Here is a 12,932-nt window from a genome sequence, read left to right as displayed (position 1 = left end):
TCGGAATAAGCCTACGTGAGATCCAGACCGATCCTGCATGCGCTACTGTTATTCGCCTCGCTGTTGAGCGGCTGCGCCAGTCTTGACGTTACCCGCGAACCTTCCCAGGCATTACCGGCCTCCAACTCATCGTTCGGCCGCTCAGTGGCACAACAGGCCGCGCCTCATGAGGGCCGCTCGGGTTTTCGCCTGCTGTCGGACAGCACCGAGGCCTTCACTGCCCGGGCCGAATTGATCCGCAACGCCCAAGGCAGCCTGGATTTGCAGTACTACATCGTCCACGACGGCATCAGCACGCGAATGCTCGTGGATGAATTGCTCAAGGCTGCCGACCGGGGCGTGCGCGTGCGCATCCTGCTGGATGACACCACCAGTGACGGCCAGGACCAGATCATCGCGACGCTCGCCGCGCACCCAAACATCCAGATCCGCCTGTTCAACCCTTTGCATCTTGGCCGAGCGACCGGCGTGACCCGCACCCTTGGACGCCTGTTCGACCTGTCATTGCAGCATCGCAGGATGCACAACAAGTTGTGGCTGGCGGACAACAGCATGGCGATTGTCGGAGGTCGCAACCTGGGGGATGAGTACTTCGATGCCGAACCCAACCTTAACTTCACCGACATCGACCTGCTCGGCGTCGGTCCGGTGGCTGAACAATTGGGGCACAGCTTCGATCAGTACTGGAACAGCGCGTTGAGCAAGCCCATCGAGCAATTCATGTCCCATCGGCCTACCGCCAAGGACTTGGCCAACAGCCGATTACGCCTGCAGGAGTCCCTGGAGCAGACGCACAAGGAAAACCACGCGCTGTACCAACAGTTGACCGCCTACAAGACCCAACCGCGCCTGGACACCTGGCGCAGCCAACTGACCTGGGCCTGGAACCAGGCATTGTGGGACGCGCCGAGCAAGGTCCTGGCGAAAGATGAGCCGGACCCGCAATTGTTACTGACCACCCAACTGGGCCCGGAGCTGGCCGGGGTCAGCAAAGAACTGATCATGATCTCCGCCTATTTCGTGCCAGGCCAGCCGGGCCTGGTGTACCTGACCAGCCGCGCCGATGCCGGCGTGGCGGTGAGCCTGCTGACCAACTCCCTGGAAGCCACCGACGTGCCCGCCGTACATGGCGGCTATGCGCCGTATCGCAACGCCCTGTTGCAGCACGGCGTGCGCCTGTTCGAGCTGCGTCGACAACCGGGCGACAACGGCAGCAGCCCGCATCTGTTCTACAGTAAATCCTACGGCGAATCGGACTCCAGCCTGCACAGCAAGGCGATCATTTTTGACCAGCGGAAATCATTCATCGGCTCGTTCAATTTCGACCCGCGCTCAGTGCTGTGGAATACCGAAGTCGGCGTCCTGGTGGACAGCCCGGAACTCGCCGGCCAGGTCCGCGAGCTGGCGTTGCAGGGCATGGCGCCAACCCTGAGCTATCAGGCCCGCCTCGATGAGACCGGGAAGCTGATATGGACCACCGAAGACAATGGCAAGCTGCACGACCTGGACCGTGAACCGGGCAGTTGGTGGCGCCGGTTCAATGCCTGGTTCGCCACGACGATCGGATTGGAGAGGATGCTGTAGGGAGCGACTGCTTTTCTGGTAGCCCGCCCTTGTGGCGAGGGAGCTTGCTCCTGCTGGACCGGTCCGACGCCTCGGGCGAAGCGGTCCCGGCTTTTGAGGTTGCTGCGCAACCGAACGGGAGCAAGCGCCCTCGCCACAGGTCGCTTCTATCTTTCAGGCAGTCTGCGTCGCCCCGAACGCGCCTTGGCGCAACAATAGAATCACCAATCCGAACGCCCCCGCCGCCATGAACAATGGCAACGCATGCCCGCTGACCCACTGGCTGCCAGCGCCCGCGATCAGCGGACCGACCAGGCAACCAATCCCCCACAGCTGGGCGATATGGGCATTGGCCCGTACCAGCGCATCGTCGCGATAACGCTCGCCGATCAGGATCAGCGACAACGTGAACAGCCCTCCGGCGCTGGCACCAAACAGCACCCACAGCGGCCAAATGAGGGGTGTATCGATCAACAGCGGCACCGCCAGGCTGGAGAACATCAAGGCGACCGCGCAGCCGGTAAACAACGACCGGCGCGACAGGCGATCGGCCAAGGCGCCAATGGGCAGTTGCAGCAGGGCATCGCCGACCACCACCGTGCTGACCATCGCCAGCGCAACATCGGCACTGAATCCCTGGCGCAAGCAATAGACCGGCAGCAACGTCAGGATCATCGCTTCGAAGGCGGCAAACAAGGACACGGCCCAGCCGATCGCCGGCAGGCCCCGGCAAAAGCCCCACAAATCCTTGAGCGTGACACTGTTGGCTTCGCTGCTGGGCGCGCCACTGCGACCGAGCAGCAACAACGGCGCGACCAGCAGCAGGCCGACGCCCACCCAGAAGCCGTAGTCATGATCGGTTCCCAGCGCCCCCAGCAGCAACGGCCCGGACAACTGGCTCAAGGCATAGCTGCTGCCATACAGCGCCACCAACCGCCCGCGCCATCGCTCGATGACCAACTGATTGATCCAGCTCTCGCCCAGAATGAATACCAGGGTCAGGACCACACCAATCACCAGCCGCAGCACCAACCAGACCGGATAGCTCGGCATCAAGGCCAACAACCCGATGGACAGCGCTCCGCCCCACAGGCACAAGCGCATCAGCGCCGCCGTGCCGAAGCGCGCCGCCAGCCGGCTCGACACCTTGGCCCCTACCAGCACACCAACCGCCGGCATGGCCGCCATCACGCCAATAGCAAACGAGCCATAACCCCAGCCTTCCAGGCGCAGCGACACCAGGGGCATGGTTACGCCCAGGGCCAGGCCGACACTCAGGACAGAAGCCAACACGGCGAAATAAGTCGCCCAACGCATTTCCACGCTCCTGTGGATAACGATCGATTCCAGAGGCCACCACAAAACAAATGTGGGAGCGAACCTGCTCGCGAAAGCGGAGCAACATTCAACAGAGTCGTCGACTGTCATACCGCAATCGCGAGCAGGCTCGCTCCCACAGGGATTACCGCTGTATCAGGCCTCGAATAAATCCACGGCCTTCATGATTACAGCTTGATCCAGGTCGCCTTCAGCTCGGTGTACTTGTCGAACGCATGCAGCGACTTGTCGCGACCGTTACCCGACTGCTTGAAGCCACCGAACGGCGCGGTCATGTCGCCACCGTCATATTGATTGACCCACACGCTGCCGGCGCGCAGTGCCTTGGCGGTCAGGTGAGCCTTGGAGATGTCCTTGGTCCACACCGCCGCCGCCAGGCCATAAGGCGTATCGTTGGCGATCTGGATGGCCTCTTCGGCGCTGTCGAAGGCAATGACCGACAACACTGGGCCGAAAATCTCTTCCTGGGCGATTTTCATCGCGTTGCTCACGCCGTCGAAAATCGTCGGCTCGACATAGGTGCCACCGGTTTCCTCGAGGATCCGCTTACCGCCCGCCACCAGCTTGGCGCCATCGCTGTGACCGGCCTCGATGTAGGACAGCACGGTATTCATCTGCTGGGTATCGACCAGGGCCCCGACGTTGGTGGCCGGGTCCAGCGGATTGCCGGGTTTCCAGCCCTTGAGCGCCTCGACCACCAGTGGCAGGAACGTGTCCTTGATGGAGCGCTCCACCAGCAGCCGCGAACCGGCGGTGCAGACTTCGCCCTGGTTGAAGGCAATGGCGCTGGCGGCGGATTCGGCGGCGGCCTGCAGGTCCGGCGCATCGGCGAAGACGATGTTCGGGCTCTTGCCGCCGGCCTCCAGCCAGACGCGCTTCATGTTGGATTCGCCGGAGTAGACCATCAATTGCTTGGCGATCTTGGTGGAGCCGGTGAACACCAGCGTATCGACATCCATGTGCAAGGCCAGGGCCTTGCCAACGGTGTGACCGTAACCCGGAAGGACGTTCAGCACGCCTTTCGGAATACCGGCCTCAATGGCCAGGGCAGCGATGCGGATCGCAGTCAGTGGGGATTTCTCGGAGGGCTTGAGCACCACCGAGTTACCGGTGGAAAGCGCCGGGCCGAGCTTCCAGCAAGCCATCATCAACGGGAAATTCCACGGCACGATCGCGCCCACGACACCGACCGGTTCGCGGGTCACCAGGCCCAACTGATCGTGGGGCGTAGCAGCCACTTCGTCGTAGATCTTGTCGATGGCTTCACCGCTCCAGCTCAGCGCCTGGGCCGCGCCAGGAACGTCGATGTTCAGCGAGTCGCTGATCGGCTTGCCCATGTCCAGGGTTTCCAGCAGGGCCAGCTCTTCGGCGTTCTGCTTGAGCAGGCCAGCGAAACGAATCATGGTGGCCTTGCGCTTGCTCGGTGCCAGGCGCGACCAGACGCCGGAATTGAAAGTCGCACGGGCGTTTTCGACGGCACGCTGGGCATCAGCCACGTCGCAGCTGGCTATCTTGCCCAGCAGGCGGCCATCGACCGGGCTCACGCAATCAAAGGTTTCGCCGGACACCGCATCGGTGTATTCACCGTTGATGAAGGCGCGGCCTTCAATCTTCAGGTCGCGGGCGCGCTGTTCCCAGTCGGCACGAGTCAGGGTGGTCATGCGAGTGTCCTCCTCTTATTGGGTAGGAACGCCGCGTCCTGCGCAGCGTTCAAGAATTCCTGCCGTGCCAGCCGGTTTACGGTGCTGTTTTCGGCACGGGGCATCCGCCACCCTAAACCAGCCGCTGGTAATGTTTCAATATATTTGACACAACCCAGGCAAACGGCCTTGCGATGTTCATTTTAATAAACATAGACTCGAGGCCTTCCAAGCCATCACCGGAGATCACCCGCATGAGCATCCAGGACATCGTCGATTTCGGCCAGGCCAACACCGTCGCCGATCGTTATCGCCCGGACCCGGCCAAAGTGCTGAAGGGCGATCCCGAACAAGCGGTGTTCAACCACTACAGCAGCCCGTGCGGGCAGATGAACGCCGGCGTCTGGGAAGGTGCTGTCGGCCAGTGGACGGTCAACTATACCGAGCACGAATACTGCGAAATCGTCCAAGGCGTCTCCGTACTGCGGGACAACGAGGGCAATGCCAAGACGCTTCGGGCAGGGGATCGCTTCGTGATCCCGGCCGGGTTCAAGGGCACCTGGGAAGTGCTGGAACCGTGCCGCAAGATCTATGTGGTGTTTGAGCAGAAGGCTTGAGGATTTTGTGTTGCCTGGACTGGCCCCATCGCGAGCAAGCTCGCTCCCACACTGGACTGTGTGACGCCTGAGACTCCTGTGGGAGCGAGCTTGCTCGCGATGAGGTCCTGACAGACAGAAAAAAGGCAACAAAAAAGGCCCGTATCTCGCGATACGGGCCTTTTTTGTAAAGAGGGAAAAATCAATTACTTGATTTTGCCTTCCTTGTAGATCACGTGCTTGCGAACAACCGGATCATATTTCTTGATCTCGATTTTGTCCGGGGTAGTACGCTTGTTCTTGTCGGTAGTGTAGAAGTGACCAGTACCGGCGCTCGAGATCAAACGAATCAATTCACGCATGATTAGCTCCCTTAAACCTTGCCATCGCGACGAAGTTCGGCCAGCACGACACTGATGCCACGCTTGTCGATGATGCGCATGCCCTTGGCAGATACGCGCAGACGTACGAAACGTTTCTCTTCTTCAACCCAGAAGCGGTGATGCTGCAGGTTCGGCAGGAAACGACGACGGGTTTTGTTGTTTGCGTGGGAAATGTTATTCCCAGTCACCGGACCCTTACCGGTAACTTGACAGACTCTAGACATGCCTCAGCCCTCTAAAACCACATGCCCAACCCGGCATGGGTTGGCCGCTTAATCTCTCAGTCATTTGGCGCCAGGCGCCGCGTTTCTTTAAGGGTCTTACCGGCTACACCTACAGTGAAGGAACCGGGCCCCTAGAAAAGAGCGCTGCTTTATACCAGAAAGACCCAGGCACAACAACAGCCGTTGTGATTTGTCTTCCTGGGGAATCTTCGACCCACCGCCCCGGACGGCGGGGGCAGAGGCTGGCGCGACCCCTTACCGCTCGTCGCTGCACGCAGGTAATTTTCCACTGGCGCCCGATGGAAGCCCGAATTCGTCGGCGCAGAGTGCCGGAAAATGCAAAAAGGGGATAGTCATTTACCGGCGAGCCCACTAGGGTAGGCCTTTTCCAGACTGCACTCGCAGATGGGCCTCCGACCTGCACAGGAAATCAATCATGCGCCTCGCTGCCCTACCCTTGTTGCTCGCCCCTCTGCTGATCAGCCCGCTGGCCCAGGCCGCCGCCCTGAGCGTGTGTACCGAGGCCAGCCCGGAGGGGTTCGATGTCGTTCAATACAACTCGCTGACCACCACCAATGCTTCCGCCGACGTGCTGATGAACCGCCTGGTGGATTTCGACACGGCCAGCGGCAAAGTGGTGCCGAGCCTGGCCAGCAGTTGGGACGTCTCGCCCGACGGCCTGACCTATGTCTTCAAGCTGCGGCCACAGGTCAAGTTCCACCACACCGACTATTTCACGCCGCGCCGCGACCTGACGGCCGAAGACGTCAAGTTCAGCTTCGATCGGATGCTCGATCCGGCCAACCCTTGGCATAAGGTTGCGCAAAGCGGCTTCCCTCACGCCCAGTCCATGCAGTTGCCCGCACTGATTACCAAGATCGACGCACTGGACCCGTTGACGGTGCGATTCACGCTGGACCACGCCGACTCGACCTTCCTGGCCACGCTGAGCATGGGTTTTGCCTCGATCTATTCAGCCGAATATGCCGACCAGTTGATGAACGCCGGCAAGCCGGAACAACTGAACAGCCAACCCATCGGCACCGGCCCGTTCATTTTCAACCGCTTTCAGAAAGACGCCTCGATTCGCTATAAGGCCAACAACGAATATTTCGGCGGCAAGCCTCAGGTAGACCCCCTTATTTTCGCCATCACCCCGGACGCCAACGTCCGATTGCAGAAATTGCGGCGCAATGAATGCCAGATCGCACTGTCGCCCAAGCCCCTGGACGTACAGGCCGCCAAGCAAGAGCCCACGCTGAAAGTGGAACAGACTGACGCCTTCATGACCGCCTTCCTGGCGATCAACAGCCAGCATCCGCCCTTGGACAAGCCTGAAGTCCGCCAGGCAATCAATCTCGCCTTTGACAAGCCCAGCTACCTCAAGACCGTTTTCGAAGGCACCGCCGAAGCGGCCAACGGCCCATACCCACCAAACACCTGGAGCTACGCTAAAAACCTGCCCGGCTATGCCCATGATCCGGCCAAGGCTCGGGACTTGCTGGCCAAGGCCGGTTTGAAGGAAGGCTTCAAGACCACTATCTGGACTCGCCCATCCGGTAGCCTGCTCAACCCCAATCCGAGCCTGGGGGCACAGTTGCTGCAATCGGACCTGGCAGAGATCGGCATCCAGGCGGAAATCCGCGTGATCGAATGGGGCGAGCTCATCCGCCGCGCCAAGGCCGGCGAACATGACTTGCTGTTCATGGGCTGGGCCGGTGACAACGGCGATCCGGACAATTTCCTCACCCCGCAATTTTCCTGCGCGGCGGTCAAGTCCGGGACCAACTTTGCCCGTTATTGCAACCCGGACCTGGACAAGCTGATCAGCGCCGGCAAGACCACCGGCGAGCAAGGTGTACGCACCAAGCTCTACGAACAGGCCCAGGCGCAGATCCAACAGCAGGCCCTTTGGCTGCCCCTGGCGCACCCCACCGCCTTCGCACTGACCCGCAAGGATGTGCAGGGGTATGCGGTGAGCCCGTTTGGGCGCCAGGATTATTCGAACGTCAGCTTCAAGCCGTAAGCTTCAAGCTTCAAGCGCAAGTCAAGAGCAGACCGCATACAGCCCTGGCTTGCCGCTTGGAGCTGATAGCTTGCCGCTGCTTCACATCCACCCATACTCCGCCATGGACAGTGGCTCCCCATCGCCGATGATGAAATGATCGAGCACCCGCACATCGATCAGCTCAAGCGCTTCCTGAAGCCGCTCGGTGAGCGCTCGATCGGCTTGGCTGGGCTCGGTGTTGCCGGAGGGATGGTTGTGGCACAGGATCACGGCAGCGGCGTTGTGGGCCAATGCCCTCTTGACCACTTGCCGGGGATGGACACTGGCGCTATTGATCGAGCCGCGAAACAGCGCCTCGAAGGTCAGCACCTGGTGCTTGGAATTGAGAAACAGGCAACCAAACACCTCGTGGGGTTCGTGGCGCAGCATTGATTTCAGATAGTCACGAACCGCGAACGGGCTTTCCAGCGTGGTCTTCTCCCGTGCCCGTTCAGCCAGATGCCGACGACTCATTTCCTGAGCAGCCTGAAGCTGGGCAAACTTTGCCGGTCCGAGCCCCATATGGTTACTGAAGGTGATCTGATCCGCTTCAAGCAGCGCGCGCAGGCTGCCAAATTGGATCAAGAGTTGTCGCGCCAGGTCCACCGCGCTTCTGCCCGCCACACCCGTGCGTAAAAATATTGCCAGCAACTCGGCGTCCGAAAGGCTCCCCGCTCCCGACGCCAATAACCTTTCCCGCGGCCGCTCGGCCACGGGCCAATCCCGAATACTCATGGCATCTCCCTGATAGTGGGCGCCGCTGTTCCGTAGCGGACGCTGTGATATCTTAGCCCATCTTTTTTGCAGGCGATTTGCACCCAGGCAGGCTCATGCCGAGGGTTTCGCCCTGCACTGACCACTGAAATCGAAAGGCAGGCCTATGCAGCGGCTGTATCGGAAACGCATCGTTCTGGGCGTCGGCGGCGGCATTGCTGCCTACAAGAGCGCCGAGCTGGTTCGCAGGCTTATCGACCAGGGCGCGGAAGTGCGGGTCGTCATGACCCGTGGCGGCAGCGAGTTCATCACGCCGCTGACCATGCAGGCCCTGTCCGGTCACCCGGTCCACCTGGATCTGCTCGACCCGGCGGCCGAAGCCGCCATGGGTCATATCGAACTGGCCAAGTGGGCCGACCTGGTGCTGATCGCCCCGGCGACGGCCGACCTGATCGCTCGCCTCGCCCAAGGCATTGCCAATGACCTGTTGACCACCCTGGTGCTCGCCACCGACGCCGTGGTCGCCGTGGCACCGGCCATGAACCAGGCCATGTGGCGAGACCCGGCCACCCAGGCCAACCTGCAACTGCTTGAAAGCCGCGACCTGAAAGTCTTCGGCCCGGCTTCCGGCAGCCAGGCCTGCGGCGATGTCGGCATGGGCCGCATGCTGGAGGCCACCGACCTGGCCCAGTGCGCCGCCGACTGCTTCAAACGCGAGGCCCTGACGGGCAAGCACGTGCTGATCACCGCGGGGCCGACCCAGGAAAACATCGACCCGGTGCGCTATATAACCAACCACAGCTCCGGAAAGATGGGCTTCGCCCTGGCCGAAGCCGCCGTGGAGGCCGGCGCCCGGGTGACGCTGATCACCGGTCCCGTGCACCTGCCAACGCCGGACCGCGTGACCCGTATCGACGTGGTCAGCGCCCGGGACATGCTTGCAGCCTGCGAAGCCGCCATCCCGTGCGACCTGTTCATCGCCTCGGCGGCAGTGGCGGACTACCGGCCTGAAGTCGTCGCCCCGCAAAAATTGAAGAAAGACCCTACAAGTGGCGACGGCCTGCTCCTGCAAATGGTGCGCAACCCTGACATCCTGGCCACCATCGCCACCCGCCCCGACCGTCCATTTAGCGTGGGCTTCGCCGCCGAAACCGAACACCTGCTCGATTACGCCGCGCGCAAGCTCAAGGACAAGAATCTGGACCTGATCGTCGCCAATGACGTCGCCAACCCGAGCATCGGCTTCAACAGCGAAGAAAACGCCTGCAGCGTGATCGACCGCCAGTTGCACGCCACGCTTTTCGCCCAGACCAGCAAGGGCAAGATCGCCCGCCAACTGATCACTTTCATCGCCGAACGGCTGAACCAGGTTTAATTTCAATGCACGCTCTACAAGCCAAGATCCTCGACCCTCGCATTGGCAACGAATTCCCGCTGCCGCAGTACGCTACCCCCGGCTCCGCGGGCCTCGACCTGCGGGCCATGCTCAAGCAGGACACGGTGCTGGAACCAGGCCAGACCCTGCTGATTCCGACCGGCCTGTCGGTTTACATCGGTGACCCGGGCCTTGCCGCACTGATCCTGCCACGTTCGGGCCTGGGCCATAAACATGGCATCGTACTGGGCAACCTCGTGGGCCTGATCGACTCCGATTACCAAGGCGAGCTGATGGTGTCGTGCTGGAACCGCGGCCAGACCGCGTTCAACATCGCCGTGGGCGAGCGCATTGCCCAATTGGTGCTGGTGCCGGTGGTCCAGGCTCACTTCGAACTGGTCCAGGAGTTCGACGAAAGCCAGCGTGGCGCAGGTGGTTTCGGCCATTCCGGCAGTCATTGATCCACGTTTCCAGCCGGGCGCCCTGCCCGGCTGCTTTATTAAGCTTCTGTTTCAGGACGAAAAATGCGCAACGGCTGGCGACGAGGTTTCCCATCCGGAATCAACGTTTTAGACGGTTCGGACCGGGGTAACGCTGTCTCATGGCACTTTCCCACCGCGAACTCTCTGCCAAAAACGTCGTCATACCCTTCAGCTTGAGCCTGCCGACACCCAATGTCGGCCTGTCCAGTCACCTTCCTGATAGAGCGCCCCGCCCATGAACACCCCAGCCGCAATCGCCCCGATCTTTCCTGACAGCATCTTCCGCGCCTACGACATCCGTGGCGTCGTGCCGGAAACCCTGACGGCTGAAACCGCCTACTGGATAGGCCGCGCCATCGGCTCCCAGAGCCTGGCCCAGGGCGAACCGAACGTGAACGTCGGCCGCGACGGCCGTTTGTCCGGCCCGGAGCTGGTCGAGCAATTGATCAAGGGCATTGCCGACAGTGGCTGCCACGTCAGTGATGTCGGCCTGGTGCCAACACCGGCGCTGTACTACGCCGCAAACGTGCTGGCCGGCAAATCCGGCGTGATGCTCACCGGCAGCCACAACCCGTCGAACTACAACGGCTTCAAGATCGTCATCGCCGGCGACACCCTCGCCAACGAGCAGATCCAGGCACTGCACACCCGCCTCAAGACCAATGACTTGAGCAGCGGCCAAGGCAGCGTGACCAAGGTCGACATCCTGCCGCGCTACAACGACGAGATCGTCAAGGACGTGAAACTCGCCCGCCGCCTGAAAGTGGTAGTCGATTGCGGCAACGGCGCGGCTGGCGTGATCGCCCCGCAACTGATCGAAGCCCTGAACTGCGAAGTGATCCCGCTGTTCTGCGACGTTGACGGCAACTTCCCGAACCACCACCCGGACCCGGGCAAGCTGGAAAACCTGCAAGACCTGATCGCCAAGGTCAAGGAAACCAAGGCAGACCTGGGCCTGGCCTTCGACGGCGATGGCGACCGCGTGGGCGTGGTGACCGAGACCGGCAGCGTCGTGTTCCCGGACCGCCTGCTGATGCTGTTCGCCAAAGACGTGGTGGCACGCAACCCCGACGCCGAAATCATCTTCGACGTGAAGTGCACCCGTCGCCTGGTGCCCCTGATCAAGGAATACGGCGGTCGTCCGCTCATGTGGAAAACCGGTCATTCCCTGATCAAAAAGAAAATGAAACAAAGCGGTGCCCTGCTGGCCGGCGAAATGAGCGGCCACATCTTCTTCAAGGAACGCTGGTTCGGTTTTGATGACGGCATCTACAGCGCAGCGCGCCTGCTGGAGATCCTCAGCAAGGAGAAATCCACCGCGGAAGAGCTGTTCGCGACCTTCCCGAACGATATTTCTACGCCAGAAATCAATATCCATGTGACCGAAGAGAGCAAATTCAGCATCATTGATGCACTGCACGACGCCCAGTGGGGCGAAGGCGCCGAATTGACCACCATCGATGGTGTTCGGGTCGACTATCCACACGGCTGGGGCCTGGTTCGCGCGTCCAACACCACACCGGTGCTGGTACTGCGTTTCGAGGCCGACAACGAAGCCGAACTGCAGCGCATCAAGGACGTGTTCCACGCCCAACTCAAACGTGTTGCACCTGATCTCCAACTACCGTTTTGATTTTTTGAAGCACTACCGGAGCCCTGAATGACCCTCGAACGCGAAGCCGCCGCCAACACCGCCAAGGTCCTGTCCGAAGCGTTGCCTTATATCCGACGCTACGTCGGCAAGACCCTGGTGATCAAATACGGCGGCAACGCGATGGAAAGCGAGGAGCTCAAGACCGGCTTCGCCCGCGATATCGTGCTGATGAAGGCCGTGGGCATCAACCCGGTGGTTGTGCATGGTGGTGGCCCGCAGATCGGTGACCTGCTCAAGCGCCTGTCGATCGAGAGCCACTTTATCGATGGCATGCGCGTCACCGACGCGCAGACCATGGACGTGGTGGAAATGGTCCTCGGCGGCCAGGTCAACAAGGACATCGTCAACCTGATCAACCGCCACGGCGGCAGCGCCATCGGCCTGACCGGCAAGGACGCCGAGCTGATTCGGGCGAAGAAGCTCACCGTTACCCGCCAGACCCCGGAAATGACCCAGCCGGAAATCATCGACATTGGCCAGGTGGGCGAAGTGGTCGGCATCAACACCGACCTGCTGAACCTGCTGGTCAAGGGCGACTTCATCCCGGTCATCGCGCCAATCGGCGTGGGTGCCAACGGTGAGTCATACAACATCAACGCCGATTTGGTGGCGGGCAAGGTTGCCGAGGCACTGAAAGCTGAAAAGCTGATGCTGCTGACCAACATCGCCGGCCTGATGGACAAGTCGGGCAAGGTCCTGACCGGACTGTCGACCCAGCAGGTCGATGACCTGATCGCCGACGGCACCATCTACGGCGGCATGCTGCCGAAGATTCGTTGCGCGCTGGAAGCGGTCCAGGGCGGCGTCGGCAGCTCGCTGATCATCGATGGTCGTGTGCCGAATGCGATTCTGCTGGAGATCTTCACCGACACCGGCGTGGGAACGTTGATCAGCAATCGCAAGCGTCCTTAAGCGA

The 12,932-nt window shown here is 61.2% G+C and carries 11 protein-coding genes and 1 pseudogene; 7 read left to right on the top strand and 5 right to left on the bottom strand.

Annotated features, from left to right (window positions below; all coding sequences use genetic code 11):
* Positions 1-15 precede the first annotated feature (15 nt).
* Entirely contained in the window at positions 16-1,584 is a 1,569-nt protein-coding gene (locus M8Q45_RS25750; RefSeq protein WP_249876913.1) for a phospholipase D family protein, read from the top strand.
* 153 nt (positions 1,585-1,737) lie between these two features.
* Here the strand turns inward: M8Q45_RS25750 and M8Q45_RS25745 are convergent, their stop codons facing one another.
* Together M8Q45_RS25745 and M8Q45_RS25740 are read right to left on the bottom strand one after the other, a co-directional pair.
* A complete protein-coding gene (locus M8Q45_RS25745) occupies positions 1,738-2,880 on the bottom strand; it encodes an MFS transporter (RefSeq protein WP_249876912.1) in 1,143 nt (380 codons plus the stop codon).
* Between the two features lie 188 nt (positions 2,881-3,068).
* Positions 3,069-4,562 carry an aldehyde dehydrogenase gene (locus tag M8Q45_RS25740; RefSeq protein WP_249876911.1) on the bottom strand — a complete coding sequence of 498 codons (1,494 nt, stop codon included), beginning with the start codon at positions 4,560-4,562 and terminating at the stop codon, positions 3,069-3,071.
* A 233-nt stretch (positions 4,563-4,795) separates the two neighbouring features.
* On the opposite strand from M8Q45_RS25740, the gene M8Q45_RS25735 reads away from it, so the two are divergent.
* Entirely contained in the window at positions 4,796-5,158 is a 363-nt protein-coding gene (locus M8Q45_RS25735; protein ID WP_249876910.1) for a cupin domain-containing protein, read from the top strand.
* A gap of 185 nt (positions 5,159-5,343) precedes the next feature.
* Here the strand turns inward: M8Q45_RS25735 and rpmG are convergent, their stop codons facing one another.
* Together rpmG and rpmB are read right to left on the bottom strand one after the other, a co-directional pair.
* A complete protein-coding gene (gene rpmG / locus M8Q45_RS25730) occupies positions 5,344-5,499 on the bottom strand; it encodes a 50S ribosomal protein L33 (protein WP_003177274.1) in 156 nt (51 codons plus the stop codon).
* Between the two features lie 11 nt (positions 5,500-5,510).
* Positions 5,511-5,744, bottom strand: a complete 234-nt coding sequence (gene rpmB, locus M8Q45_RS25725) for a 50S ribosomal protein L28 (protein WP_003177273.1) — start codon at positions 5,742-5,744, stop codon at positions 5,511-5,513.
* A 436-nt stretch (positions 5,745-6,180) separates the two neighbouring features.
* Between rpmB and M8Q45_RS25720 the strand changes: the two genes are divergently transcribed.
* On the top strand, positions 6,181-7,770 hold the full coding sequence (locus M8Q45_RS25720; RefSeq protein ID WP_249876909.1) for an ABC transporter substrate-binding protein: 1,590 nt from the start codon (positions 6,181-6,183) through the stop codon (positions 7,768-7,770).
* Between the two features lie 81 nt (positions 7,771-7,851).
* Here M8Q45_RS25720 and radC read toward each other — a convergent pair whose 3' ends face one another.
* Positions 7,852-8,526, bottom strand: a complete 675-nt coding sequence (gene radC, locus M8Q45_RS25715) for a RadC family protein (RefSeq protein ID WP_249876908.1) — start codon at positions 8,524-8,526, stop codon at positions 7,852-7,854.
* A 145-nt stretch (positions 8,527-8,671) separates the two neighbouring features.
* Here radC and coaBC point away from each other — a divergent pair, with 145 nt between their 5' ends.
* From coaBC to argB, 4 genes and pseudogenes are all read left to right on the top strand, one after another.
* On the top strand, positions 8,672-9,880 hold the full coding sequence (gene coaBC, locus M8Q45_RS25710; protein ID WP_217860629.1) for a bifunctional phosphopantothenoylcysteine decarboxylase/phosphopantothenate--cysteine ligase CoaBC: 1,209 nt from the start codon (positions 8,672-8,674) through the stop codon (positions 9,878-9,880).
* A gap of 5 nt (positions 9,881-9,885) precedes the next feature.
* Positions 9,886-10,341, top strand: coding sequence for a dUTP diphosphatase (gene dut / locus M8Q45_RS25705; RefSeq protein ID WP_030138214.1), 456 nt, complete (start codon positions 9,886-9,888; stop codon positions 10,339-10,341).
* Positions 10,342-10,591: 250 nt separating this feature from the next.
* A pseudogene (locus M8Q45_RS25700) lies at positions 10,592-11,995 on the top strand (phosphomannomutase/phosphoglucomutase); the annotation flags it as partial.
* A 27-nt stretch (positions 11,996-12,022) separates the two neighbouring features.
* Positions 12,023-12,928, top strand: a complete 906-nt coding sequence (argB, locus tag M8Q45_RS25695) for an acetylglutamate kinase (RefSeq protein ID WP_003177267.1) — start codon at positions 12,023-12,025, stop codon at positions 12,926-12,928.
* Positions 12,929-12,932 lie beyond the last annotated feature (4 nt).

The organism is Pseudomonas sp. T1.Ur (genome assembly GCF_023516725.1).
GTDB classification, from domain to species: Bacteria; Pseudomonadota; Gammaproteobacteria; order Pseudomonadales; family Pseudomonadaceae; genus Aquipseudomonas; species Aquipseudomonas alvandae.
This window is presented reverse-complemented; position numbering and strand designations above follow the sequence as displayed.

What these genes read in the sequence shown, in the direction of transcription:
- M8Q45_RS25745 (WP_249876912.1), bottom strand. Translation starts at nt 2,880, where the DNA reads ATGCGTTGGGCGACTTATTTCGCCGTGTTGGCTTCTGTCCTGAGTGTC.
- M8Q45_RS25740 (WP_249876911.1), bottom strand. Translation starts at nt 4,562, where the DNA reads ATGACCACCCTGACTCGTGCCGACTGGGAACAGCGCGCCCGCGACCTG.
- M8Q45_RS25735 (WP_249876910.1), top strand. Translation starts at nt 4,796, where the DNA reads ATGAGCATCCAGGACATCGTCGATTTCGGCCAGGCCAACACCGTCGCC.
- rpmG (WP_003177274.1), bottom strand. Translation starts at nt 5,499, where the DNA reads ATGCGTGAATTGATTCGTTTGATCTCGAGCGCCGGTACTGGTCACTTC.
- rpmB (WP_003177273.1), bottom strand. Translation starts at nt 5,744, where the DNA reads ATGTCTAGAGTCTGTCAAGTTACCGGTAAGGGTCCGGTGACTGGGAAT.
- M8Q45_RS25720 (WP_249876909.1), top strand. Translation starts at nt 6,181, where the DNA reads ATGCGCCTCGCTGCCCTACCCTTGTTGCTCGCCCCTCTGCTGATCAGC.
- radC (WP_249876908.1), bottom strand. Translation starts at nt 8,526, where the DNA reads ATGAGTATTCGGGATTGGCCCGTGGCCGAGCGGCCGCGGGAAAGGTTA.
- coaBC (WP_217860629.1), top strand. Translation starts at nt 8,672, where the DNA reads ATGCAGCGGCTGTATCGGAAACGCATCGTTCTGGGCGTCGGCGGCGGC.
- dut (WP_030138214.1), top strand. Translation starts at nt 9,886, where the DNA reads ATGCACGCTCTACAAGCCAAGATCCTCGACCCTCGCATTGGCAACGAA.
- argB (WP_003177267.1), top strand. Translation starts at nt 12,023, where the DNA reads ATGACCCTCGAACGCGAAGCCGCCGCCAACACCGCCAAGGTCCTGTCC.